At 64.5% G+C, this 22,074-nt stretch carries 20 protein-coding genes; 13 read left to right on the forward strand and 7 right to left on the reverse strand.

Annotated elements, in window-relative coordinates; genetic code table 11:
• Window positions 1-77: 77 nt before the first annotated feature.
• Window positions 78-1,583 carry a peptide ABC transporter substrate-binding protein gene (locus AAA969_RS10700; protein WP_338246050.1) on the forward strand — a complete coding sequence of 502 codons (1,506 nt, stop codon included), beginning with the start codon at window positions 78-80 and terminating at the stop codon, window positions 1,581-1,583.
• Window positions 1,576-2,217, forward strand: a complete 642-nt coding sequence (locus tag AAA969_RS10705) for an HD domain-containing protein (protein WP_338246051.1) — start codon at window positions 1,576-1,578, stop codon at window positions 2,215-2,217. Before AAA969_RS10700 ends, AAA969_RS10705 begins: the two co-directional genes overlap by 8 nt.
• Here the strand turns inward: AAA969_RS10705 and AAA969_RS10710 are convergent.
• Together AAA969_RS10710 and AAA969_RS10715 are read right to left on the reverse strand one after the other, a co-directional pair.
• Window positions 2,214-2,399: a helix-turn-helix transcriptional regulator gene (locus AAA969_RS10710; protein WP_338247238.1), complete on the reverse strand. Its 186-nt coding sequence runs from the start codon at window positions 2,397-2,399 to the stop codon at window positions 2,214-2,216. The two genes, AAA969_RS10705 and AAA969_RS10710, sit on opposite strands and share 4 nt — an antisense overlap.
• A gap of 47 nt (window positions 2,400-2,446) precedes the next feature.
• The gene (locus tag AAA969_RS10715) at window positions 2,447-3,016 is read right to left on the reverse strand and encodes a DUF2975 domain-containing protein (RefSeq protein ID WP_338246052.1); all 570 of its coding nucleotides are present in this window, start codon (window positions 3,014-3,016) and stop codon (window positions 2,447-2,449) included.
• A gap of 442 nt (window positions 3,017-3,458) precedes the next feature.
• On the opposite strand from AAA969_RS10715, the gene carB reads away from it, so the two are divergent.
• Together carB and greA are read left to right on the forward strand one after the other, a co-directional pair.
• Complete coding sequence (gene carB / locus AAA969_RS10720; RefSeq protein WP_338246053.1) at window positions 3,459-6,716, forward strand: carbamoyl-phosphate synthase large subunit; 3,258 nt, start codon at window positions 3,459-3,461, stop codon at window positions 6,714-6,716.
• Between the two features lie 55 nt (window positions 6,717-6,771).
• Window positions 6,772-7,248, forward strand: a complete 477-nt coding sequence (greA, locus tag AAA969_RS10725) for a transcription elongation factor GreA (RefSeq protein ID WP_338246054.1) — start codon at window positions 6,772-6,774, stop codon at window positions 7,246-7,248.
• Window positions 7,249-7,324: 76 nt separating this feature from the next.
• On the opposite strand, the gene AAA969_RS10730 is transcribed toward greA, so the two are convergent.
• From AAA969_RS10730 to AAA969_RS10740, 3 genes are all read right to left on the reverse strand, one after another.
• A complete protein-coding gene (locus tag AAA969_RS10730; RefSeq protein WP_338246055.1) occupies window positions 7,325-8,494 on the reverse strand; it encodes a saccharopine dehydrogenase family protein in 1,170 nt (389 codons plus the stop codon).
• Between the two features lie 171 nt (window positions 8,495-8,665).
• On the reverse strand, window positions 8,666-10,606 hold the full coding sequence (locus AAA969_RS10735) for a M23/M56 family metallopeptidase (protein WP_338246056.1): 1,941 nt from the start codon (window positions 10,604-10,606) through the stop codon (window positions 8,666-8,668).
• A complete protein-coding gene (locus tag AAA969_RS10740) occupies window positions 10,603-10,995 on the reverse strand; it encodes a BlaI/MecI/CopY family transcriptional regulator (RefSeq protein WP_338246057.1) in 393 nt (130 codons plus the stop codon). Before AAA969_RS10740 ends, AAA969_RS10735 begins: the two co-directional genes overlap by 4 nt.
• Window positions 10,996-11,143: 148 nt before the next feature.
• Here AAA969_RS10740 and AAA969_RS10745 point away from each other — a divergent pair, with 148 nt between their 5' ends.
• From AAA969_RS10745 to AAA969_RS10770, 6 genes are all read left to right on the forward strand, one after another.
• On the forward strand, window positions 11,144-12,100 hold the full coding sequence (locus AAA969_RS10745; protein WP_338246058.1) for a mitochondrial fission ELM1 family protein: 957 nt from the start codon (window positions 11,144-11,146) through the stop codon (window positions 12,098-12,100).
• Window positions 12,101-12,143: 43 nt separating this feature from the next.
• Window positions 12,144-12,587, forward strand: coding sequence for a beta-lactamase hydrolase domain-containing protein (locus tag AAA969_RS10750; RefSeq protein ID WP_338246059.1), 444 nt, complete (start codon window positions 12,144-12,146; stop codon window positions 12,585-12,587).
• 115 nt (window positions 12,588-12,702) lie between these two features.
• Window positions 12,703-13,647 carry a thioredoxin-disulfide reductase gene (gene trxB / locus AAA969_RS10755; protein ID WP_338246060.1) on the forward strand — a complete coding sequence of 315 codons (945 nt, stop codon included), beginning with the start codon at window positions 12,703-12,705 and terminating at the stop codon, window positions 13,645-13,647.
• 31 nt (window positions 13,648-13,678) lie between these two features.
• Complete coding sequence (locus tag AAA969_RS10760; protein WP_338246061.1) at window positions 13,679-14,671, forward strand: aldo/keto reductase; 993 nt, start codon at window positions 13,679-13,681, stop codon at window positions 14,669-14,671.
• 131 nt (window positions 14,672-14,802) lie between these two features.
• A complete protein-coding gene (locus AAA969_RS10765; RefSeq protein ID WP_338246062.1) occupies window positions 14,803-15,999 on the forward strand; it encodes a DUF547 domain-containing protein in 1,197 nt (398 codons plus the stop codon).
• 69 nt (window positions 16,000-16,068) lie between these two features.
• The gene (locus AAA969_RS10770) at window positions 16,069-16,962 is read left to right on the forward strand and encodes a LysR family transcriptional regulator (RefSeq protein ID WP_338246063.1); all 894 of its coding nucleotides are present in this window, start codon (window positions 16,069-16,071) and stop codon (window positions 16,960-16,962) included.
• A 417-nt stretch (window positions 16,963-17,379) separates the two neighbouring features.
• Here the strand turns inward: AAA969_RS10770 and AAA969_RS10775 are convergent, their stop codons facing one another.
• Window positions 17,380-17,847 carry a Dps family protein gene (locus tag AAA969_RS10775; RefSeq protein WP_338246064.1) on the reverse strand — a complete coding sequence of 156 codons (468 nt, stop codon included), beginning with the start codon at window positions 17,845-17,847 and terminating at the stop codon, window positions 17,380-17,382.
• Between the two features lie 118 nt (window positions 17,848-17,965).
• Entirely contained in the window at window positions 17,966-19,171 is a 1,206-nt protein-coding gene (locus AAA969_RS10780) for a pyridoxal phosphate-dependent aminotransferase (protein WP_338246065.1), read from the reverse strand.
• A gap of 294 nt (window positions 19,172-19,465) precedes the next feature.
• Here AAA969_RS10780 and AAA969_RS10785 point away from each other — a divergent pair, with 294 nt between their 5' ends.
• The 3 genes from AAA969_RS10785 (at window position 19,466) to AAA969_RS10795 (ending at window position 22,050) form a co-directional block, all read left to right on the forward strand.
• Window positions 19,466-19,888 carry a hypothetical protein gene (locus AAA969_RS10785; RefSeq protein ID WP_338246066.1) on the forward strand — a complete coding sequence of 141 codons (423 nt, stop codon included), beginning with the start codon at window positions 19,466-19,468 and terminating at the stop codon, window positions 19,886-19,888.
• A gap of 322 nt (window positions 19,889-20,210) precedes the next feature.
• The gene (locus tag AAA969_RS10790; RefSeq protein WP_338246067.1) at window positions 20,211-21,002 is read left to right on the forward strand and encodes a hypothetical protein; all 792 of its coding nucleotides are present in this window, start codon (window positions 20,211-20,213) and stop codon (window positions 21,000-21,002) included.
• Entirely contained in the window at window positions 20,992-22,050 is a 1,059-nt protein-coding gene (locus tag AAA969_RS10795; protein WP_338246068.1) for a threonine aldolase family protein, read from the forward strand. The genes AAA969_RS10790 and AAA969_RS10795 overlap by 11 nt, the downstream gene beginning before the upstream one ends.
• The last annotated feature ends 24 nt before the right edge of the window (window positions 22,051-22,074 follow it).

A 22,074-nucleotide genomic window follows, 5' to 3' on the forward strand; every position in this document is an offset into this window, starting at 1 on the left:
CGCCGCGCGCCGCTTTTCGAAGTAACACTCGCACTTTTGCTGGACACAACCGCCACAAATCACGCCATCATGGCGGCATGTTGAACCGACGCACCCTGCTCGCCGCCTCTGCCGCCACAACGCTCACTGCCTGTGGGCGGTCCGGCCCGCCAGCCGGTCTCCTGCGCGTGGCGACGACCGGCCTGCCGGACAGTCTCGATCCGGCGCGCGGCGAGTTCGCGGCGGCGGCGCTCATCTACAAGCAGATCCATGCCGGACTGACTGAGTACGGACCCGATGGCGCACTCGCGCCCGGCCTCGCCGAGCACTGGTCGGTGGACGAACGCGGCCTGGTCTGGACCTTCCGCCTGCGCGAGGGCCTCACCTGGTCGGACGGTCATCCCCTGACGGCGGAGGATGTCGCCTGGTCGGCGCGGCGCATCGTCGACCCGTCCCAGAGTTTTGCCGTGCTGGGCGATTTTTATGCGGTCACCAATGCCCGCGCCATCCATGCCGGTGAGATGTCGCCGGATCAGCTGGGCGTGACCGCGCTCGATGACCGCACGGTGGAATTCCGGCTGGAAACCCCGCTGGGCCTCTTCCCGACCCTGATGCGCGAATCCTACCCCTTCCCGCGCCATGTCATCGCGCGCGTCGGCCTGGACTGGATCCGGCCCGAGAACATCGTGACGGCAGGGGCTTACACGGTCGGCGCGGAAAGCCAGATGAGCCTCGACCTGGTCCGGAACCCGAATTATTACAACGCCGCCCGGGTCGCCATTCCCGCCATCCGCGTCGACAGCGTCCGCGAGGACGCCACCCGGATGCGCCTGTTCCGGGCCGGCGATTACGACCTTGCCGATCGTCCGCCCGCGAACCAGATCGGCTTCTGGCGCGAGCGATTGGGGGAGCAATTCCAGAGTTTCGACGCGCCGATCCTGCGCTATCTCAAGGTCAATCATGCGCGTGAACCGCTTGGCCGCGTGGCCGTCCGACGCCGTCTGTCGCAGGCCATAGACCGGTCCTTCCTGGCGCATGAATTCTACGCCGATACCGCCATGGCGGCTTTCTCGGTCCTGCCCGGGCGAGCGGGGACCGAGCCGGCGGCGACACCCCTGGACGACCGGATCGACCGCCCGCTGCAAATCCGCACCACAACCGGGGAAGGCGAACGGCTCGCCGTGGCCATAGCTGACGACTGGGCCTGGATCGGCATTGAGAGCGAGCTGCTCGTCAGCTATCCCACCGATCTCTACCAGGCCGTCGATGCCGGCGATTTCGACATCGCCATTGCCAGCTTCAACCGGGGCCTGAAATCTGATCCGTTTTTCATGCTCGACCCGTTCGCGCCCGACGGGTTTGCCGCCAATTTCAACTGGGACGACACCAGCTTCGCCGATCTGATGGCCGCCGCCCGGCGCCAGAATGACCCGGCCGCGCGGGCGCAGCTCTACCTGGCGGCCATGCAGCGGCTACACGACCAGATGGCCGTCATCCCCCTCCTCCACGAACGCGCCCATTGGCTGGTTGGAGATCGGGTGACGGGCACACGGGCGGATATCCAGCCGATGCTGTGGCGTGATCTGGAGCTGATTGATGCCTGATCTTGCTCGCGCGCTACATGAGCGCTGGAACGCGCAAACGAAAGAACTCGGCTGGAAGCCGGGCGACACCGAAATCGCCGGCATACTGTCCGCCTACAGCGAACCCCATCGCCGCTATCATGGCCTGTCGCATCTGATCTATATCTTCGACCGGCTCGACAAGCTGCACGACATGCTGACCGAGCCGGCCCGGGTGTGGATGGCCGCCTGGTATCACGACATCCTCTACGACACGCATCGCAAGGATAATGAAGCCAGGAGTGCAGACCGGGCGAGCATGGAATTGCCCGGGCTTGGAGCCGCTCCTGACCTGGTCGGACGGGTCGATGCGCTGATCCGGGCTACGGCCAGCCATCAGGATGGCGGGCAGGACGAAGATGATGCGCTATTTCTCGACGTCGACTATTCGATCCTTGGTGCCCCGAGCGATGTCTATGACCGATATGCCACTGGCGTTCGGAAGGAATATGGCTGGGCACCCGGGCTGCTCTACCGACAGGGCCGCCGCGCCTTTCTGAAGGACGCGCAGGCGGCGGACCGTACTTTTCTGACAGACCGGTTCGAGACGGAACTCGGCGACAAGGCCCGCGCCAACATGCGGCGAGAATTCGCGGCTCTGGGTGGAAAACTCTAGTCCGGCAACCGCCTGAATTCGAACAGGTCCCCGGGCTGACACGCCAGCGCGTCACAGATCGCGATCAGGGTGGAAAAGCGGATGCCCTTGATCTTGCCGGTCTTGATCATGGACAGCGCCTGTTCCGACAGGCCGATCCGGTCCGCCAGGTCCTTCGAGCGAACCTTGCGCTGCGCCAGCATCACGTCGAGATGGACGATGATCTCGCCCGCGACGTCCGCACCAGCGCTCACAGGATCAACTCCAGCTCTTCATGCCGTTTGCGGCCCTCGGCCAGGATGAAGGCAATCAGGAAGAACAACAGCGCCGCACCAATGGCTTCGATGTCCGGAGAGCCCAACGATATCTCGACCGCATTGGGAACATTGGGATTGCTCACCGAGAGGTAGACGCCCATCACGGTATGCTCCATCGGCGACCAGATGGCCCCGACAAAACTGGCCAGCGCGAACTGGCGAAAGCCGACCACCGCCGCGGCGGAGAAATAGGCGCCACGTGCGGCCTCCTGAAAAAGCGTCCGCAGGTTCCAGAAGCCGTAAACCGTGATCGCCAGCCCGATCGAGGCGATGCCAACCGCGCCCAGCCGCAGCGGCCAGACAAACCAGGACAGATCACCACCGCCGAAGCCATTGCCGGGCGCCGGATCCCTTGTTGTCCCGAGCGTTTCGGGAAACAGCCAGAGCGCCCAGACCAGTACCGGCAGGAGAATGGCGAGAAAGCTGATTGCCCAGGCCAGCGCCCGGCTCAAACTTCGGATATGTCGGTCGGAACTCGGAATTTCGGCATCGCTTTGCGGCATGGCCCACCTGTTGTGAATTAAAGTTTAACTTGAATTTATCGTCACAATAGTTGAATCGTTCCGGGTCGGCAATCGGACGCGTCACCGTGATCAACCCAACCCCAGCCGTCGCGGAAACAGGCGTTTGGCACGATCGCTTGCCCCACCCTCACGCGGGGCGGGCGCGCGCGCCCGGTCCGGTTGTCGGCACCGCGCCGTCGGATGGTGGTCCCGGGCGGCCGCTCGGCCCGGGTGAATTGTAAGGTCATGATTGCCCCGTGATTTCAGGATATTGCCTGGAAAACACCAATTCACACAGTTTACCCCTCGCCATCGTGCCGATTCCGCGATACCTACCCGCTTCAGCACCAAAACTGATCGCTCGCACGACACTCCGTCCCCGGAAGGTCGCTTCGAGCGCGCGCGCGCAATCAGCCCGCGGATGGAAAAGAAGGCCACGCCCATGCCCAAACGCACAGACATCCAGTCCATCCTGATCATCGGCGCCGGCCCCATCGTCATCGGACAGGCCTGCGAGTTCGATTATTCGGGTGTACAGGCGGTCAAGGCGCTGAAGGCGGAAGGCTACCGGGTCATCCTGGTCAATTCCAACCCGGCCACGATCATGACCGATCCGGAACTGGCGGACGCGACTTATATCGAGCCGATCACGCCGGAAATGGTCGCCAAGGTGATCGAGAAGGAGCGCCCGGACGCCCTGCTGCCGACCATGGGCGGCCAGACCGCGCTGAACTGCGCCCTCGAGCTCGACAAGCGCGGCGTGCTCGACCTGTTCGGGGTCGAGATGATCGGCGCCAAGGCCGACGTCATCGACAAGGCCGAGAACCGCGAGCGCTTCCGCGATGCGATGGACAAGATCGGTCTGGAGAGCCCGCGCTCGCGGACGGTCCACTCGATGGCTGAAGCCGAAACCGTGATGAGCGAGATCGGCCTGCCAGCAATCATCCGCCCCTCCTTCACGCTCGGCGGCACCGGCGGCGGCATCGCCTACAATGTCGAGGAATACCGCCACATTTGCGGCACCGGCCTCGACGCCTCCCCGGTCGATGAAATCCTGGTCGAGGAATCGATTGTCGGCTGGAAGGAATTCGAGATGGAGGTCGTCCGCGACAAGGCGGACAATTGCATCATCGTGTGCTCGATCGAGAATGTGGACCCGATGGGCGTGCATACGGGCGACTCGATCACCGTCGCTCCCGCCCTCACCCTGACCGACAAGGAATACCAGATCATGCGGACGGCCTCGATCGCCGTTCTGCGCGAGATCGGCGTCGAGACGGGCGGCTCCAACGTCCAGTTTGCGGTCAATCCGGCGGACGGGCGGATGGTCGTCATCGAGATGAACCCGCGCGTGTCGCGCTCGTCAGCGCTGGCCTCCAAGGCGACCGGCTTCCCGATCGCCAAGGTCGCTGCGAAACTGGCCGTCGGTTACACCCTCGACGAGATCGCCAATGACATCACCGATGGCGCCACGCCGGCCGCCTTCGAACCGACGATCGACTACGTCGTCACCAAGATCCCGCGTTTTGCCTTCGAGAAATATCCGGGTGCCGAAGCCAAGCTCTCGACCTCGATGAAGTCGGTCGGCGAGGCCATGGCGATCGGCCGCACTTTCCAGGAAAGCATGCAGAAAGCCCTGCGCTCGATGGAGACCGGTCTGACCGGGTTCGACGAAATCGAGATTCCGGGTGTCGATGACGCGGTTGACCTGGAAGCCCGCAAACAGGCCGTCCGAGCCGCGCTGGCCCTGGCGACGCCGGATCGCCTGCGCGTGATCGCCCAAGCCTTCCGGGAAGGTCTCACGGTCGAGGAAGTCGAGCGCGCCTCGCTCTACGAACCGTGGTTCCTGCGCCAGATCGAAGAACTGATCACCACCGAGGACGACATCTCGACCCTCGGCCTGCCGGACACCGCGGAGGCGTTCCGCGACCTCAAGGCCAAGGGCTTCTCGGATGCCCGCCTCGCCAAGCTGATCAAGGTTGAAGAGGCCGCCGTGCGCAAGGCACGCCGGGCGCTCGGCGTGCGCCCGGTCTTCAAGCGTGTCGATACCTGTGCCGCCGAATTCTTCGCCGCGACACCCTACATGTACTCGACCTACGAGCTGCCGGCCTTTGGCGGACAGACCGATTGCGAGAGCGACCCCACATCGGCGCAGAAAGCCATCATCCTCGGTGGCGGACCGAACCGGATCGGTCAGGGCATCGAGTTCGATTACTGCTGCTGCCATGCCGCCTTCGCCTTCGGCGAGATGGGCATCGAGTCGATCATGGTGAACTGCAACCCGGAAACCGTCTCGACCGATTACGACACCGCCGACCGTCTTTACTTCGAACCCCTGACCATCGAGGACACGCTTGAGCTGATCGAGACCGAGCGCGAGAACGGCACGCTGCTGGGCGTGGTCGTCCAGTATGGCGGCCAGACCCCGCTGAAGCTGGCCAGCGAGCTGGAGGCCGAAGGCGTGCCGATCCTCGGCACCGCGCCCGACGCGATCGACCTCGCAGAAGACCGCAAGCGCTTCAAGGAATTGCTCGAGAAACTCGATCTCAAGCAACCGCCGAACGCAATTGCCTCGTCGGACGAGGAAGCCCGCTCGGCAGCCGAAGCGCTCGGCTTCCCGCTGGTCCTGCGCCCGTCCTATGTCCTGGGCGGCCGGGCCATGGAAATCATCCGGGAGATGGACAGCTTCGAACGCTATATCCGCGAGGCTGTCCACGTTTCCGGCAAATCCCCGCTCCTGCTCGACCGCTACCTCACCGACGCCGACGAGATTGATGTCGACGCCATATGCGACGGGACCGATGTCTGGGTAGCCGGCGTCATGCAGCATATCGAGGAGGCGGGCGTCCACTCCGGCGACAGCGCCTGCTCCCTGCCGCCCTACAACCTGTCTGACGCGATGATCGCCGAGCTGAAAGCCGAGACCGTGGCGATGGCCAAGGCGATCGGCGTCAAGGGTCTGATGAACGTCCAGTTCGCGGTCAAGGACGGCGAGATCTACGTGCTCGAAGTCAATCCGCGCGCCTCGCGGACCGTGCCCTTCGTGGCCAAGGCGATCGGCCAGCCGGTTGCCAAGATCGCCGCCAAGGTCATGGCCGGGACCCCGCTCAAGGAATTCGGCCTGAAGGATCCGGCACCGAAACATATCTCGGTCAAGGAAGCCGTGATGCCGTGGGCTCGCTTCCCGGGCGTTGATCCGGTCCTGGGACCGGAAATGCGCTCGACCGGCGAAGTCATGGGGATCGACACGACATTCGAGGCCGCGTTTGCGAAGGCGGAACTGGGGGCCGGCATTGCCCTGCCGCGCAAGGGCGCCGTCTTCATCTCGCTGCGCGAGGGCGACAAGGCCGCCATGGTCGAACCGGTGCGCGTGCTCAAAATGCTCGGCTTCACCATCCTCGCGACCGGCGGAACGGCCAAGACCTTCGAGGCGGCCGGCATCCCGGTTACGCGCGTGAACAAGGTTTTCGAGGGGCGCCCGCACATTGTCGACGCCATGAAGAATGGCGAAGTCCAGTTGATCTTCAATACAACGGAAGGCCGCCAGTCGCATCTGGACAGCTATTCGATTCGCCGCTCTGCCCTTGAAGCACGCATCCCCTGCTACACCACCGCTTCGGCTGCACGTGCGGCAATTGCCTCGCTGCGAAGAATTGATGAGGGCGCGCTTGAACCGCAGGCGCTGCAGACCTACTCTTGATGGCCCTTCAAGTGGAGGCTAGCGTGTCTCCTCTTTCCCGAACTCAAGTGGTCGCATGAACAAGATCCCGATGACCGTCGCCGGGCAGATTGCCCTCGACGAAGAGCTGAAACGTCTGAAGACCATCGAACGTCCCGCAGTTATTGCGGCGATTTCGGAGGCGCGTGAACATGGCGATCTGTCAGAGAATGCCGAGTATCATGCCGCCAAGGAGCGCCAGGGCTGGATCGAAGGTCGCGTGCAGGAGCTGGAAGACAAGCTCGCGCGGGCCCAGGTCATCGATATCACCAAGATGTCGGGCGATACGGTCAAGTTCGGCGCCACGGTGACCGTGCTCGACGAGGATACCGAGCAGGAGGCCACCTACCAGATCGTGGGTGAGGACGAGGCCGACGTGAAAGCGGGCAAGATCTCGATCTCCTCCCCGATCGCACGCTCGATGATCAACAAGGAAGTCGGTGACGTCGCCGAGGTCAACGCGCCGGGCGGTCTCAAGAGCTATGAGATCATGTCGGTCAGCTGGACCAGCTAGCCGGTCCACACTTGCCGAACACAAAGACGGCCGGAGCCCCGCTCCGGCCGTCTTGTTTTTGGCCCGAGGCGAACGCCTAGCCCTCCAGCTTGAACGTCAGACCAGCGAATTTCTGCAGGCGGTCGATCAGGGCGTCGCCGAGGGCGGGGGCGGTGGTGTAGACCCCGCCGGGTGTGACGTCGCGGTCAACGTCGAAGGCGAGACACAGACCGGCCTCGGCGATCATCCGCGAGGTCGAGCCATAGCCGGGGTCACGCTGGCCGGAGACGCTGGAGGTCATCCGCTCGCCATCCCTCGTCAGGCCCGTGAACATGACATCATAGAAGCCGGTCTCGCGCTCTTCCTGGCTCGGCCCTTCGCCCGGCTTGGGCGGGTTGTCCTGCATGGAGCGATCGCCGGCAATCATCTTGGCGAAGCCCTCGCCTTTCTCGCCCGGGCCGGTCAGGAACATCTCGTCATACACGAAGTCCTCGCCATAACGATGACCCAGCAGGGCATTCGAGCGGTGGATGTTCTTGGTGTTGATCGTGGCCATGACGAAAGGCGCGGACCAGGAATCGAGATCGTCCTCGAAGATGATCTTGGCGCCGCTCGGCTGCGCCGGTCCCTCAAAGCCCGGTGCGAGCGAGAACGGGTCCTTCAGCCACTCGATGATCTCGGGCTGCTTGCCGGCCCGCTTCATGGTCTCGGCAAAGCTGGCCGCCGTCCCGCCCGAGAAGGTCCCCTTCATCTTGCGCACGCGTCCCTTGACGCGGGTGATCGGCGCGCCGGTCTTCTTGATGGCGGCCTGCTGCAGATAGAAGACACCGAGATCGAAGGGAATGGAGTCGAAGCCACAGGACAGGACGATTCGGGCACCGTTTTCGCGCGCCGCCGCGTCATAGTCGCCGATAATGTCATGCATCCAGGCCGGCTCACCACACAGGTCGACATAGTCCGTACCGGCTTTGACACAGGCTGCGACCAGGGGTTCGCCATAGAGCTGATAGGGGCCGACCGTGGTGATCACGGCGCTGGTGCGGGCCGCCATGGCGTCAAGAGAGGCCGGGTCGGAACTGTCAGCGACGATCAGCGGCGTGTCGGCGGGCGCACCGATGAGGTCGCGCACCTCGGCGAGCTTCGCCTCGGACCGGCCCGCCATGGCCCATTTCACATCGGTATGGGTCTCGGCGAGATACTCCGCGACGAGGCGACCGGTAAAGCCGGTCGCTCCGAACACGACCACATCATATTCACGTTCTGCCATTTTCATCCCCGATCCTTGATGGAATTCAAAACCTGTGTTTCTGGAACGATGATGGGATGACCACCCCCATACCGGCAAGTCGAAACTCCACACCAGGCCTGAATGGCGGGCATGAAAAAGGCGGCTGTTGAAGCCGCCTCTTCCCACGCCCTGACGCCGAATGGGCCGGGGTCAGCGCTGACCGGTCAGCCGGGTAGCCGGGTCCACGCGCTCGCCCTCGTGACGCAGCTCGACATGAACATGCGGACCGGTCGAGGCGCCGGTGGTGCCGATCGTGCCGATCTGGCTACCGGCCAAGAGGGTATCCCCAACCGCGACATCGATCCGGTCGAGATGGGCATACACGGTCTGCCAGCCGTCGGCATGCTGGATCACGACCGTATTGCCCCAGCGATCGGAGCCGTTGAATCCCATCTGCGCATGGACAACCGCGCCATCGTCCGGGGCCCAGACCGCCGTGCCGGTGGGCGCGGCGATGTCCATGCCGCCATGGAAGACCGGGGCTCCGGCCGGTCGCGCGGGCCGGTTGCCATAGGATGACGTGGTACGGCCTTGCGTGACCGGATGGGGGAAGGCGAGCGGGGCCGGCTCGGAGAGGCGGCGGAGGCTGCGGGGAAAGTCCGCCGGCTTCGTCTCCGGATCGACAAGGTCGGGCAGCCGGGCCGGTGCAGCCGGTGCGACGGGTGCAGCCGGTGCCGCCGGTGCCGCCGCGCGCGGCAGGATTTCATTGCCGTCGGCATCCAGCCACACACCTTCCGGCGCCTCGTTCAAGCGCGTGATATCGCCGTCCTCATCGATAAAGACGAAACGCTGGGACTCAGCGTCCGCCTCGCCGAGAAAGACGATGTTCGCGCCCCCCTCATCGTCGAAAAAAATTGCATTGGCACCGGTTTCACCGTCCGCCGGGTCGAAATGGAAGTCGTGCCCCTCATCGTCCCGGAACACCATGTGACCATCGACGCCGTCATGTTCATGCGGATCACCCTCGGACCCGTCCGGGGCGAAATGAAGCTCGACATCGACATCCGGATCAACATGAAGCGCGTGCTCCATGTGCAGATCGCGGTCAGCACCGTCGACGGAAAAGAAACGGACGACGTGATTGTCGCCGGGATTGTTGAGGTCCACAGCGAGCTGGGTCCGCTCGGTCAGACTGGCCTGGGCACAGGCCACTGGCAGCACGGATATGCCGGCCAGCATGACCGCCAGAAAGCGGGAGGATGGGCGCGCCGGACGGCCCGAAAGGATGGCTTTGATACGCATTTCTCGATGTCTCCTGTCATCGGGACCGAAGGCCGATACCAGCTGGGCCGGACTTCGCATCATGGTGATAAGCGTCGCCGCATAGGGCTTGCGCTCTGCGCCCCCCAGCGCCTCCAGACTTTCCGCATCGCAATCGATCTCGCGGGCTTCATGCAGTTCATGTTCAATCCGGCGCAGCGGCCAGTGGAACCACAGCAGCGCCAGCAGCGCCGCGCCGATAAGACGGTCCTGCTCATCGCCGCGCCGGTAGTGGACCAGTTCATGGGTCAGCGCATAGCGGCTGGCCGAGGTGTCATCGAGCAGCGCAGGCGAGGCGAGAATGACCGGTGTCCACCCGGTCAGCAGGGGCGAGGCAAGCCCGTCCCGCAGGCGGAAGTCCGGCGTCTCGACACCCACGCGTGCGGCCAGGATCGAGAGGTAGTCCTGGGCCATTCCGGGAGCCTCGCGGCTGTCCGCCAGCAAGAGCTTGCGGCGGACATGGCGCATGAAAGATCGGCCGAGGGCGACCAGCAGGCCTGCGAGATAGAGCACCGCAAGCACCAGACGCCAGTCGGTCGCCAGCAATCCGGCCAGCGGATCCGCCGCCGGCAGCGCCGCAGCCGCCAATCCGGGCGAGACGCCGGGTCCCATGGGCAGCGGGGCGTGCATCGGCTGGGTCGACATCTCGGGTATAGCGTAGATGACCGGCGCCAGCAGGAGCGGCGCGACAGCCGCCCAGCGTCCGGCCCGCCACAAGCCGGTCCCGCCATGGCCTCGACGCATGTGCCAGCCGGCAAAGACCAGCGCCAGGAGGCCGGACACAACCGACAATGCCGCGCCGACAAGGATGGCATCCAGCAAACCGGTCATTGCCCCTCTCCCTTGCCGGTCTCGTCAGACATTTCGAGCAGGGCAGTGAGCGCCTGCGCCTCCTCTTCGGAAAACAGGCGGCTTCCGGCGAAGGTGGTGGCCGGCAGGGGCCCGTCCATATCCAGGACATTGGCCGCGAAGTCGCGGATCAGCCGCCCCATCAGGGTGACTTTCTCGACCCGGGCCTCGAACACGGACAGCCCGTGCACATCCTGTCGTGCGACCAGGCCTTTCTCGGTCATCCGGGCCAGCAGGGTCCGCGTCGTCGAGTAGGACCAGCCGGTCGCGGCCGCGATGCCGTCCTGGACTTCGCGCGCCGACTGCGGGCCCGCGGTCCATAAATGCTTGAGAACGGCCAGTTCGGCCTGGGATGGGGCAATCGCGGTCATACGGTCTCTCCCGTCGGCAATATCGACGTCTGGATCTCGCGTCGCAGCGCAAATGCTACAACTGTCACATAACGCTACACGCGTAACACGCGCTGTCAAGCGGCCGCGATGCTTGACGGGTCCGGACCGGCGCATTCTAACTGTGGGCATGTCTGATCCAGCACGCACCGACACGACAATCTGGGTGGTCTCCGACGGTCGCCGCGGGATCGAGAACCAGGCGCTCGGCCTCGCCGAGGCGGCGCAGCGTGCGTTGCCGCACAGCACCCGCGTCGAGCGGGTGGTCGCGCGCAAGGACGGCTTCGTCACGCTTCCGGCGCTGTCCCGGCCGGACATCTGGATCGGCTGCGGCCGCGCCGCCGTCCCGCTGGCCCGCCGGCACAAGCGGATCTTCCCGGACTGCGTCTTTGCCTATGTCCAGGACCCGCGCACCCGGCACGATGATTTCGACCTGATCGCCGCGCCCGCGCATGACCGCCTGACGCGACCCAACGCCGTCACCATGATCGGGTCTCCCAATCGCATCACCGACGAGGCGCTGATCGCCGCGCGCGATGCGTTCACGGCACAACTCGATCCGCTGCCCGGAAAGCGGGCCGCCATCCTGATTGGCGGCCATTCAAAGCGCTTCAAACTGGACGGCGCAAGCCTGCGCTATCTGATCGCCCGGCTCGACAGTCTGGAAGCGCAGGACGTGTCGCTGATGATCACGGTCTCCCGACGGACCCCGCCCGCCGCCCGCAAGCGACTGCGCGAGCACTTCGCGGGCCGCGACAGGGTCTGGTATTTCGACGGTGAGGGCGAGAACCCCTATTTCGCCTTCCTCGCGGCGGCAGACTGGATTTTCGTCACGGAAGAATCCACCAACATGCTGGTCGAGGCCTGCGCGACCGGTACGCCGGTCTACGTCCTGCCGCTGTCCGGCACGCCGGGAAAGTTTGCCCGCCTGCACGCCGACCTTGAGGCGTACGGCGCCGTACGCCCCTATCTCGGACGGCTTGAAACCTGGCAATACCCGCCCTTGCAGGAAACCCGCCGGATCGCGGACATCCTGCTCGACCGGTTCCGGCAGACCCGGCTCGCGCTTCGCCGGGAGGCCGCCTGATGTCGGCACCGCTCGCTTGTCTCAGCCTTTCCTCGGAGTGATCATGACCCTGCAGGACGACGCCGCCATTGTGGCGCGCCATGAAAATGTCTGGCTGGCCAGCCAGCCAAGCCCGAGTGATGTCGAGGCCTGGGCCGACGCCGGCGCGCGGACAGTCATCAACTCACGGACACCGGAAGAGACAGCCAGCCTGCCTTTCGATCTGGCGGCCGCGGTCGAGGCGCGCGGCATGCGCTATGTCGAAATGCCGATCGGCGGACCCTATGGCGCAGACCCGTCACTGACCTCGGCCCTCGCCGGGATACTCGCCAGCAGCGAAGGCCCGGTGGTCATGCACTGCCGGTCCGGGACACGGTCGGCCCATCTCTATGCCGCGCATCTGATCGCGACCGATCAGGCCGGTGATGACCCGTTTGACACCATGAACTGGCCGGGTGGCCGCGACGCCAGCATGGTCAGGGCCCTGCTGCCGCCACCCGGCGAATAGCCGGGCTGCAAGGACGGCTGCAAAGGCTGGCAGGAAATCTCCGGGCAATTGCCTATATAGACACCACACCCCGACTCGGGGGCACTGCCCCCTCGCATCACTTTGAGGTTCGACCATGTCCGAGACGCGTCACAAGCGCCTGATCATCATTGGCTCCGGCGCAGCCGGCTACACCGCCGCCATCTATGCCGCGCGGGCCATGCTGGAGCCGACCCTGATCGCCGGCCTGCAGCCGGGCGGCCAGCTGACCATCACCACCGATGTCGAGAATTACCCCGGTTTCGCGGACGTCATCCAGGGCCCCTGGCTGATGGACCAGATGCGCGAACAGGCCGAGAAAGTCGGCACGGAAATGATCTCCGACATCATCGTCGAAGCCGACCTCAAGAGCCGCCCCTTCGTGCTCAAGGGCGATAGCGGCACGGTCTACACCGCCGACAGTGTGATCATCGCCACCGGCGCCCAGGCCAAGTGGCTGGGCCTCGAGAGCGAGCAGAAATTCCAGGGCTTTGGCGTCTCGGCCTGCGCCACCTGCGACGGTTTCTTCTACCGCGGCAAGGACGTCGTTGTCGTCGGCGGCGGCAATACCGCCGTCGAGGAAGCGCTCTTCCTGACCAATTTTGCCTCCAAGGTCACGCTGGTTCACCGCCGCGACAGCCTGCGCGCCGAGAAGGTGATGCAGGACCGTCTGTTCAAGCACCCGAAGATCGAGGTGGTCTGGGACAGCGAAGTCGAGGAAGTCCTGGGCGACAGTGACCCCGCCGGCGTGACCGGTGTGCGGGTCAAGAACGTCAAGACCGGCGCCACGACCGACATCCCGGCACACGGCTTCTTCGTCGCCATCGGCCACGCCCCCGCGACCGAGCTCTTCCTTGAGCAGCTGGAAACCAAGGATGGTGGTTATCTGGTCGTCGAGCCGGGCACGCCCAAGACCTCCATCCCCGGCGTGTTCGCCGCCGGCGATGTCACCGACGATGTCTACCGGCAGGCTGTCACGGCTGCCGGCATGGGCTGCATGGCGGCGCTTGAAGCGGAACGCTACCTGGCATCCCAGGAATAGGACAGTCTACCCCCCCTGACGGGAGATCCCCATGCTGACACGCGAAATCGGACAGAGCGGCATTGCCGTCAATGCCATCGGGCTGGGCTGCATGGGTCTGTCGGAGTTCTATGGACCGGCCATAGAGACCAAGGCCGGCGTGGCGCTCCTGCACGCGGCCATTGAGGCCGGGGTCAATCATTTCGACACGGCGCAGCTCTACGGCATGGGCGCCAATGAACGGCTGCTCGGGGACGCCTTTCACGACCGCCGCGACAAGGTCGTCATCGCGACCAAGTTCGGTCCCGTCCGTGACAAGACGACCGGCGCCTTCCTTGATGTCGACGGGTCAGAGACGAATATGCGCTCGGCAATCGAGGACTCCCTGCGTTTCCTCAGGACCGACCATGTCGACCTGTATTACCTGCACCGGGTCGACCTGAAGACCCCGATCGAGGAGACCGTCGGCGCGATGGCCAAGCTGGTCGAAGAGGGCAAGGTGCGCGCGCTCGGCCTGTCCGAAGCCTCGGCCGAGACCCTGCGGCGGGCTCATGCGGTCCATCCCATCGCCGCGCTGCAGTCGGAATACTCCATCTTCTCGCGCGATATCGAGGATGGATCCCTCAAGGCGGTCGACGAGATCGGGGCATCCCTGGTGGCTTATTCTCCGCTCGGCCGCGGTCTGTTGACGGGCCGCTTCACGCCTGACTACACGCCCGGGAAGGGTGATTTCCGGGCTGGCGCCAGCCAGCCACGCTTCGAGGCAGAAGCCCTCAAGGCCAATCTCGAACTGGTCGAAGAGGTCAAGGCGATTGCTGCGGCGCGCGAGACCAATCCGGCCCAGATCGCCATCGCCTGGGTGCTGGGACGGGCAGACAATATCCTCACCATTCCGGGCACGACCAAGCTCGCCAATCTGCAATCAAACCTCGCCGGAGCACAGATCGCGCTGACGAACGACGAAACGGCGCGGCTCAACGCGCTCGCGGATCATGTGAAAGGCGCCCGTTATCCGGCAAGCCGTGCGAGCAATATCAACGCCTGATAGACGCGTCCAACCGGCACAGAGGTGGAATTTATTTAACGCGCATCCCCCTTGTCTTGGCATTTTACGCCGCTAGTTTCGCCGCCATCAAAACGCGCCTCTGGCGCCCGTGCTTTGAGTGGAGCAACCGCATGCGTCGTATTTTCCTGGCTGGCATCGCCCTGATGGCCTTCACGGTCACCCCCGCAAGCCTCGCCCAGGTCCAGGTTGCGCCGGATCTGAGCGTGTTTGCTGAATATAACGACGACTCCAACATGGTCATCGACCATGAGGGCTGGAGCGTGATCCTGCGCGGTATCGTGCTCAATGTCCCGCCGATGGATCGCGATCCGGAACGCACCCGCCCGGTCCAGACCGGCACGCGGATCAATACGGCGAACACGACCCGCTATCGCCATGAGAGCAATCGCATCGTTTATCACGTGATGAATGATGAATACCGCGAAGGCATCACCTTCCTGCGCGAGGACCTTGAGGCCCTGCCGTCGCAGATCGGCGGTCTCGATCGTCTCAATCGCGATGAGCAACTGGCCTACTGGTTCAACCTCTACAACGTCACGATCATCGAGCAGACCATGCTGAATTATCCGGTTCGCTGGATCAATCGCATGGAAGCCTACGGGACCGACGAGAATGTCTTCGACGCCAAGATCCTCGAGGTCGAGGGCCAGCGTCTCAGCCTCAACGATATCCGCCACGGCATTGTCTACGCCAACTGGGACGACCCGCGCGTGATGTATGGCTTCTTCAACGGCTCCGTCGGCAGCCCGGAGCTGCGCCGCTCGGCCTATACCGGTGCCGGTATCTGGCAACAGCTCGACGCGACCGCGCGCGAATTCGTCAACGCCCTGCGCGGTGTCGAAGTCAGTCAGCGCGAGCTGCGGGTGTCCGAGGCCTATGACGAGGCCCGTGTGCTGTTTCCCGACTTCGAAACCGATCTTCGCGCCCACCTTCTGCGCTTTGCCAATGAGGAGACCGCCGAGCAATTGCGTGACGACCGCCCGGTCGCGGCCACCGTCTCCGACTGGCAGGTTGCCGACATGATCAATGGCTCGCGGCGCTGTACCGGCGTGGCCGGTCCATCGACCATGGCCTCCTACGCCTTTGGCAGCGACCCGCAGAGCCAGCCGACCGGTGTCGTCGCCAATTGCGCGACCATGCCGACCAATGCCGCAATCCTGATGTCGGCGGTTCGCGAGCGCCGGATCGAGCTGCTCAATGAAGGCCGCTATGGTGAAGTCTTCACCATTGATCTGCCGACGCTGGACACCGGTAGCTCGACCGACGCGGACGCGTCCGAAACCGCGGACGAGGACGGCACCGAGTAGTACGCTCGCGATTTGCGGCTTTCCGGATAGACTGCCCCAAACCGATTCCGTACGGGGAGATGCCGGGGCATGGACTGGGACAAGCTGAAAACCTTTCACGCGGCCGCACAGGCCGGGTCCCTGACCAAGGCGGCCGACATGCTCGGCCTGTCGCAATCGGCTGTCAGCCGGCAGATTGCCGCGCTTGAGGATGATCTGGGCGTGACGCTGTTTCACCGTCACGCCCGGGGCCTCATCCCTACGGAACCGGGCAATCTGCTTTACAGCGCCGCCCATGAAATCGCCTCGAAGGTGGCCATCGCCGAAGCGCATGTCCACGACGCGCGCGATGAACCCTCCGGCGAACTCAAGGTCACGGCGCCGACCGCGCTCGGCGCCATCTGGCTGGCACCACGCCTCGCCGAGTTCCACGACGAATACCCCAATATCCGGATCCGGCTGATGCTGGACGATCATGAGCTGGACCTGGCAGGTCTCGAGGCCGAGGTCGGCATCCGGCCCTGGCCATCGACCCAGAATGACCTCGTCCAGCGCAAGCTCCTGTCGGTGCGCCAGCACCTCTATGCCAGCCACGCCTATATCGAGCGCCACGGCTCGCCCAGCACCCCGGCCGAGCTGGATGATCATGCCATCATCTATTACGGCCCGCCGCAGCTGGCACCGATCCCGGGACTGGACTGGGCGGCGAAGGCCGGCCGCGAAGACGGCGCCGCGCCGCGTCCCGCGGTGATCGAGGTCAATACGATCTATGGCGTGATGAAAGCCGTTGAGGCGGGCATGGGCATCGCAGCCCTGCCGGACTATGTCGCGCGCGAGAACCAGAAGCTCACGCGGGTCCTGCCCGAGCTCGATGGTCCGGATTTCGAGGTCTACTTCGTCTATCCCAGCGAACTGCGCGGTTCACGCCGCATCGTCGCCTTCCGGGATTTCCTCATCGAACAGGCGCGTCGCTGGCAGAGCTAGCCACATTTCCGCCATGCACCACGCCGGAAATCAGGGACTTGGACCGGGCAGGATGGGCGTCCGCGTCCATGCATGGCAACAATGTGGCAACGCGTCCTTTTTGCATATCTGACATGAAGCGATAGCGCTTCCGCCGATCCGGATAATCGCACATATATCCCCCCGACGCGGCGAGTACGCCGCTGCTCAGATCTCCCCATCTGAGTATTGCGCGCCCCTCCTCCCCATTTGGGCGCGCAGCATCGCGCCGGGTCCCTCTCCTCCCCTTTAGGACCCGGCGCCATATTCTTCGGGCTACCCCGGCCCAACAAACAATGACTGCCCCGGCTCCCCCAAGCCGGGGCATTTTTTGTTCCGCGCAAGAAAAAGCCCCGGTGCGAGGCACCGGGGCATTTCTCGGCGATCCGGGCCGAACAGCTAGCCGACCGTGGAGCGCAGCATCCAGGCGGATTTCTCATGCTCGGTCAGACGCGGCGTCAGGATATCGGCCGTGGCCTCGTCACCATGCTCGGCCGCCAGCGCAAGCGCCTTGCGGATCGTGGCCACCACAGTCTCATGCCCCTTGAGCAGATCCCGCAGCATGTCATTGGCCTCCGTCGCCTCGCCACCGGACTTGATGGCAGCAGCCTCGGTCATTTCCGCATAGGAGCGCGGTGCCGCGACGTCGAGTGCGCGGATCCGTTCCGCGATCACGTCGGTTGCCATCCACAATTCATTGTACTGCGTCTCGAACAGGATGTGCAGGTCGTGAAAGCGCGGACCGGTGATGTTCCAGTGATAGACATGCGTCTTGAAATAGAGCGCATACGTGTCCGCCAGCACAGCGGTCACGGCTTTCGCCATGGCTTCACGTTGCGCGTCGGACAGACCCATATTGATGCTCATATCATTCTCCTTATCTGGTTCGCGTGCGGCTCAGCCGCGGCGTCCACCCTCATGTAGGAGGTCCAATCCCATAATTCAAATCAGGATTTATTGGGACTGGTATTGATAGACTCTATAGCTACCGCAGCGAGGCACAGAAGCGCTGGATGCGTTTGCCCGCCTCGACCAGGGCCTCGTCCGATGTGGCATAGGAGATCCGGAAGCCCGGCTCCAGACCAAAGGCAATACCGGGAACGGCGGCGACCGCCTCGGCCTCGAGAAGGGCCGCACAGAAATCCGTGTCGGTCTTGATCACGGTCCCGTCCGGAGCCGATTTGCCGATCGCACCGGAGCAATCCGCAAAGACATAGAAGGCGCCCTCGGGCGTAGGTGCGACAAGGCCCTCGGCTCCGTTGATGGCTTCGAGAACAAGATCACGGCGGCGCAGGAATGCGGCATTGCGGGCCTTCAGGAACTCGTGATCGCCGTTGAGCGCCTCGACCGAGGCCCATTGCGAGATCGAGCACGGGTTGGACGTGGTCTGCGACGCGACCTTGGCCATTTCCTTGATCAAGGGCGACGGACCGCCGGCATAGCCGATCCGCCAGCCCGTCATCGCATAGGCCTTGGACACGCCATTCATGGTCAGGGTGCGGTCATAGAGTTTCGGCTCGACCTCGGCGATCGTGGCGAATTCAAAACCGTCATAGACAATGTGCTCATACATGTCGTCGGTCATGACCCAGACATGCGGATGCGCCAGCAGCACATCCGCCAGAGCCCGCAACTCGTCGCGGGTATAGCCCATGCCGGTCGGATTGGAGGGCGAGTTCAGGATCAGCCAGCGCGTCTTCGGCGTGATCGCAGCGGCCAGCTGGTCCGGACTGATCTTGAAGCGCGTCTCGATCCCGGCCTTGACGATGACCGGTGTACCGCCGACCAAGCTGACCATTTCCGGATAGCTGACCCAGTAGGGCGCCGGAATGATCACTTCGTCGCCATCATTCAAACTGGCCAGAAGCGCGTTGTAGATGACCGGCTTGCCACCGGTGGAGACATGGATCTGGTTGGCCACGTAGTCGAGATTATTGTCGCGGCGGAATTTCTTGATGATGGCATCCTTCAATTCCGGGATGCCGTCGACCGCCGTATACTTGGTCTCGCCGCGCCGGATGGCAGCAATCGCGGCCTCCTTGATGGGATCGGGCGTGTCGAAATCCGGCTCTCCGGCCCCCAGCGAAATGACATCGATCCCCTTGGCCTTGAGGTCGCGCGCTTTCTGGGTGACGGCAAGCGTGGCGGACGGCTTGACGCGCTGGAGCGCGTCGGACGGCGTGAAGGTCATGATCATGTCCCGGCAGAGGTCGGCAGAAGGCGAAAACCCTAGTCCCGCTCGCCCGGCCCGCCAATCCCCAGCGACGCAAGATGATGCAGGCTGTGCAGTAGACCCGGTCGGCTCACTGGCGTGCCATCCGGACACGGCTTGCCCAGACATCGCCCCAATTTTCCCCGCAATCGCCGCATTCCCGCCCCGAGGCCTTCTCGATCCGGAGCGAGCGTGACCGCGGACAGGGAGGCCGGTCGCGCTGCACGTACCCTCGCACAGCGGGGCGACCGGTCCTTAAAGGGGGAGGTTCGCATGGCGACCACACGCACAGGAAAGTCAACCCGCTCGCAGGCCTGGCTGGGGCTCATGCTGGCCCTATCGGTTCTGGTCGTGGTTCTGTTTCTCTGGTCCGGGGCCGCCGCTGCGCAATCGGGCGCCTCGCTGCCGGTTCGCCCCATCGCCCATCCTCAGCTCGCCACCGATATCACACAGGCTCGCCCCGCGGTTGAACGCACGACGCTGGAGCGGGCCGGCGCTCGCGCTCACGCCGCCGGTCGCGCTGCGCTTCCTGCAGCCAGCAGCGTCACGCTCGAGTCTCCGACAAGGCATGAGGAATACCGTGGCGGCGCCCCCTTCCGCGCGACGTCTTCGCAGCCCCTGATGACCATGGGTGGCCTGATGTTGATCCTGGCCCTGGTCTGGCTTCTGACGCGGCGCGAGGAACGGCTGTGGTGATCGACTGATCGGCTCGCGATTCCGACCGTTCCGGATCGGGTTGAAACAGGGTTTCACGCCGGCAATGCGTGAAAACGGTATTGCGCAGGTCCTGCTCGCACAGACATGGGCCCGTGCAATCGACGGAGAGTCCGCGTCCACACCATGGCCCTGGGCCGGTTTCCGGCCCGTGGCGCGGCTCTCCGTCCTGGCGCCCCGAGAAGGTGAGCGCGGTGGCATGCTCTCAGGCAGCGCGTTTTTGATCCCCGCTCTGGCGTCGCGCCACGCACTGGTCTAATCAGGATGCGTGACGGCGGGGGCCGAGTTAGAGGATGGGCTGGGCGTGGCGTTTTCACTGCCCCTTTCCGGAACCTTGCGCCGTCGTCTGATTGCCGGCGCGACTGCGCTTGCCGCAAACCTCCTGATCTTTCTCGGGCTGATCTTCATGCCCCATCGTCCGGTCACGGCGACCGAGCCGGCGTCGCTGGACATCGTCTTCGTGACGCTTCCGGCGCCCGTCCCGCAGCCGGAACCTGCAGCCGACCCCGAACCGGAGACCGCCGCCGAGCCGCTCGAGCCGGAGGCCGGGCCAGCGCCGGATCAAGCCCCGGAACAGGTGCCGGTTATGCCAGAGGCCTTACCCGATACCGGCACACCCGATACCGTCACACCCGATACCGGCACGGCTGACGCCACCGATGCTGACGCCGCCGAAACCGGCGCTGGCGTCGAGGCCCCCAATATCCTCTTCGACACCAATCCCTTCAATGATGACCGTGTCGCCATGCCTTTCCCGGGCGGCAATGGCAGCACGGAGTATGCGGTGAGGTCCCTGTTCTGCCTGTCCACGTCCGAGGCCAATCGGACGGCGCTGGCCTGTCCCCTCTCCGATGGTAGCGAAGGCCTGCCCCTTCTGCGCTTTGCCAGCGACGAGAACATCGCGCGGGCGCAGGCGGCGATGGCACAAATGCGGGCCGACCAGATCCAGGCCCTGTTCGCCCGCGGCGGCTTTCCGGGGCGTGACCTTGGCGGCCAGGCGACCCTGGCAGACCCGTCCATGCGGCCGACCTCGTCCGCCGACCAGATGCGCGACACCCTGCCACCGCTGGTTCCCGATCCCGCCTTTGGCGATTGACGGCGGCACGCTTCGTCTGTCCATTGCCGCCATGAATTTCCTGTCTGACACCACCGCCCCCGCCCATCCCTCGCTGATCGAGGCCATCGCCGCCGCCAACCGCGACTTCGCACCGTCCTACGGGGCCGATGCGCTGTCGGCCAAAGTCGAGGCGCGGCTGAAGGAGATTTTCGAGACCGAGCTGAAAGTCCTGTTCGCGGTTTCGGGAACGGCATCGAACGCTCTGGCCTTGTCGGTCCTGTGTCCGTCCCACGGGGCAATCCTGTGTCATGACGAAGCCCATATTCACCGCGATGAGCGCGGCGCGCCGGAATTCTTCACGGGTGGCGGCAAGCTGATCACGCTGCGCGGCGATCATGCCCGCATCGATCTTGCCGACCTGGACCGGGTGCTGAACGAGATCCCCGAAGGCTTTGTGCACACCAGCCCGGTCCGCGTTCTGTCGCTGTCCAATCTCACCGAGAGCGGAACAGCCTACACGCCAGCCGACGTGGCCGACCGGGCCGGGCGGCTCGCGGATCGGCCCGCCTTTGTCCATATGGATGGTGCCCGCTTCGCCAATGCCCTGGTTTCCCTGGGCTGCTCGCCGGCGGAGCTGACCTGGAAAGCCGGGGTCGACGCCCTGTGCTTCGGAGCCACCAAGAACGGTGCCCTCGGCGCTGAAGCCGTGGTGCTTTTCCCGAGCGTGATGGACCGTTTCGAGGAACTTCAGGCGCGCCAGAAACGGTCGGGCCACATGGCGCCCAAAATGCGTTTCCTGGCGGCCCAGTTTGATGCCTGGCTGGACAATGATCTCTGGCTCGACCTCGCGCGGACGGCCAATACCCGCGCGCGGGCACTCGCCGCAGGGTTTGAGGCCATGGACGACGCTGCAGTCCTGCACCCTGTCGACGGCAATGAGATCTTCGTCCGCCTGTCCGATCCGCTGGCCGCCCGTCTGCGCAACGCCGGCGCCCAGTTCTACCAGTGGCCCGACGGATCGGCGCGCTTCGTCGCCAGCTGGTGCACGACCGAGGCGGAGATTGCGGACACGCTGAAGGCGGGCTGAGGCTTACCATCTCTCATCACCCCT

The organism is Maricaulis maris, assembly GCF_036322705.1.
Taxonomy (GTDB): Bacteria; Pseudomonadota; Alphaproteobacteria; order Caulobacterales; family Maricaulaceae; genus Maricaulis; species Maricaulis maris_B.

What these genes read in the sequence shown, in the direction of transcription:
- AAA969_RS10700 (WP_338246050.1), top strand. Translation starts at nt 78, where the DNA reads ATGTTGAACCGACGCACCCTGCTCGCCGCCTCTGCCGCCACAACGCTC.
- AAA969_RS10705 (WP_338246051.1), top strand. Translation starts at nt 1,576, where the DNA reads ATGCCTGATCTTGCTCGCGCGCTACATGAGCGCTGGAACGCGCAAACG.
- AAA969_RS10710 (WP_338247238.1), bottom strand. Translation starts at nt 2,399, where the DNA reads ATGCTGGCGCAGCGCAAGGTTCGCTCGAAGGACCTGGCGGACCGGATC.
- AAA969_RS10715 (WP_338246052.1), bottom strand. Translation starts at nt 3,016, where the DNA reads ATGCCGCAAAGCGATGCCGAAATTCCGAGTTCCGACCGACATATCCGA.
- carB (WP_338246053.1), top strand. Translation starts at nt 3,459, where the DNA reads ATGCCCAAACGCACAGACATCCAGTCCATCCTGATCATCGGCGCCGGC.
- greA (WP_338246054.1), top strand. Translation starts at nt 6,772, where the DNA reads ATGAACAAGATCCCGATGACCGTCGCCGGGCAGATTGCCCTCGACGAA.
- AAA969_RS10730 (WP_338246055.1), bottom strand. Translation starts at nt 8,494, where the DNA reads ATGGCAGAACGTGAATATGATGTGGTCGTGTTCGGAGCGACCGGCTTT.
- AAA969_RS10735 (WP_338246056.1), bottom strand. Translation starts at nt 10,606, where the DNA reads ATGACCGGTTTGCTGGATGCCATCCTTGTCGGCGCGGCATTGTCGGTT.
- AAA969_RS10740 (WP_338246057.1), bottom strand. Translation starts at nt 10,995, where the DNA reads ATGACCGCGATTGCCCCATCCCAGGCCGAACTGGCCGTTCTCAAGCAT.
- AAA969_RS10745 (WP_338246058.1), top strand. Translation starts at nt 11,144, where the DNA reads ATGTCTGATCCAGCACGCACCGACACGACAATCTGGGTGGTCTCCGAC.
- AAA969_RS10750 (WP_338246059.1), top strand. Translation starts at nt 12,144, where the DNA reads ATGACCCTGCAGGACGACGCCGCCATTGTGGCGCGCCATGAAAATGTC.
- trxB (WP_338246060.1), top strand. Translation starts at nt 12,703, where the DNA reads ATGTCCGAGACGCGTCACAAGCGCCTGATCATCATTGGCTCCGGCGCA.
- AAA969_RS10760 (WP_338246061.1), top strand. Translation starts at nt 13,679, where the DNA reads ATGCTGACACGCGAAATCGGACAGAGCGGCATTGCCGTCAATGCCATC.
- AAA969_RS10765 (WP_338246062.1), top strand. Translation starts at nt 14,803, where the DNA reads ATGCGTCGTATTTTCCTGGCTGGCATCGCCCTGATGGCCTTCACGGTC.
- AAA969_RS10770 (WP_338246063.1), top strand. Translation starts at nt 16,069, where the DNA reads ATGGACTGGGACAAGCTGAAAACCTTTCACGCGGCCGCACAGGCCGGG.
- AAA969_RS10775 (WP_338246064.1), bottom strand. Translation starts at nt 17,847, where the DNA reads ATGAGCATCAATATGGGTCTGTCCGACGCGCAACGTGAAGCCATGGCG.
- AAA969_RS10780 (WP_338246065.1), bottom strand. Translation starts at nt 19,171, where the DNA reads ATGACCTTCACGCCGTCCGACGCGCTCCAGCGCGTCAAGCCGTCCGCC.
- AAA969_RS10785 (WP_338246066.1), top strand. Translation starts at nt 19,466, where the DNA reads ATGGCGACCACACGCACAGGAAAGTCAACCCGCTCGCAGGCCTGGCTG.